Below are 1754 nucleotides of genomic sequence, written 5' to 3'. Positions count from 1 at the left end.
ATTTTTTTATTTTCATGATGACAAATCGTATACAATTGCTCCATTAGTTTAGAATGATCGTTATTAGAACGAATTATTTTACAAACTTCTACTAGCCATTTTTTCTGCCGTTCATCTAATGTGTTATAAAACTCCGTATTTTTCTCTTTATTTACCGCAATTAATTTTTTAGATTGAAAGTTTCTTATCCAATACTCAGCACGATTACTTATCGCTATCATTTCAGGTAATGCATAGCTCCTATCTATTTTCTCTAATATATCTTGTAAAATAGATGAATCAAAATTTAATAACGGTAAAGTTCCTGCTACTTGATTAAACTTTGATACTCTTTAAATTGGCTATCAAGTCTAGAAAGTTTAATTGCATCAAATAAATCTTCATTTTTGAGTGTTTTATTTTCATAACTATCCTTCAATCTCTCATACTCTGTATAATTGCGAATCACATCTTCATCAAGTCCAATATGAAAAGCTGCGCCGGGCCTATATTTTGCAAACATAAAAAGAATCACATCTGGTACATACACTTTTAATAAGTTCCTAGGTGTAATACTATTCCCTGAAGAACTGGACATTTTTTCATGATGCCCTTTAATTCCAATGAAATCATAAGCAACGTATTGAGGGGCTTCACAATTGAATATTTCTCTTGCAATTTCTTTTGATACATTATAACTACCAGTTTCCGATGAATGATCTCTTCCGCCCGGTTCGAAAATAACATCCTCTATCATCCATCTCATCGGCCAATCGATTTTCCAATTCAGTTTCATTTGACTTGTATTTAATATGGATAATTTATTTTGATTTCCACATTCACAGTCATACCTAACTGTTTTTAATACTTCATCAAAATGTGTAATAGTTGTTGTATCTTTCCCACAGCTCTCACAATATAACGTAACGGGATAAAAGTTTTCTCTATCTTCTTCTCGGTGTATTCCTGTTTTAAACCCCATTAAAATATCATATATTTCTTTTCTTTTATACAAAGACTCTAATATGTTTTCGTTATACCTTCCGCTTCTATATTCAGCATGTTGATATATGAATTCCACTTCAATCCCAAATGCTTGGAGCGATTTCTCAAACTCTTTTTCAAAATGCTCTGCGTACGAGTTATGACACCCATACGGATCAGGAATATCACAGTATGGCATACTAATATATTTTGCAAAAGATGGATCAATATTTTTAGGAACTTTTCTAAACCTGTCATAATCATCCCATGAAAAGATAAAACGAGTCTTTTTCCCTAAATCTTGCAGAGCCCTTACAACGAAATAAGTCGTTACTATTTCACGGAAGTTCCCAATATGAACAGAACCAGATGGACTAATTCCAGCTGCACAAACAAAAGTTTCTTTGTTTGGATTTTTTCTAATCAATTCATGTGCTACTTCATACGCCCAATGCATATGTTACTCACCTCAATTGTATTTTTGTTTTCACATTTTCAGTTTTATGCAATAAAAAAACTCCCACCCCCAAGATTATTCATCTTGAGGACGAGAGTTATTAACTTCGCGGTACCACCTCAGTTTGTTAATACGTCACCATATTAACCTCTTCAGGTACGGCAAAACATGCTTATACCCTATCTCTATAACGGGAGAACCCGTCGCACCATCCCTAAATGAATTAGTTCCTTGCGCAGCTCTAAGTCTTTTTTCATTAAGATGTATACCGCTCTTTCTCAGCTACCAGAGCTCTCTGTACGTATTCTTTCTTAACTACTCTTCTCTTCAATGC

At 33.6% G+C, this 1754-nt stretch carries 1 pseudogene and 1 other annotated feature; the pseudogene reads right to left on the bottom strand.

The features are described 5' to 3' along the window. A pseudogene (lysS, locus tag AB3X49_RS22435) lies at positions 1–1420 on the bottom strand (lysine--tRNA ligase); the annotation flags it as partial. 83 nt (positions 1421–1503) lie between these two features. Next, positions 1504–1754 (bottom strand) — a binding site (T-box leader). This feature is flagged as partial in the annotation.

Origin of the sequence: Bacillus sp. C30 (genome assembly GCF_040838255.1) — a bacterium.
GTDB classification, from domain to species: Bacteria; Bacillota; Bacilli; order Bacillales; family Bacillaceae_G; genus Bacillus_A; species Bacillus_A mycoides.
The sequence above is the reverse complement of the archived record's forward strand: the minus strand, read 5'-3'. Positions and strand labels throughout refer to the sequence as shown.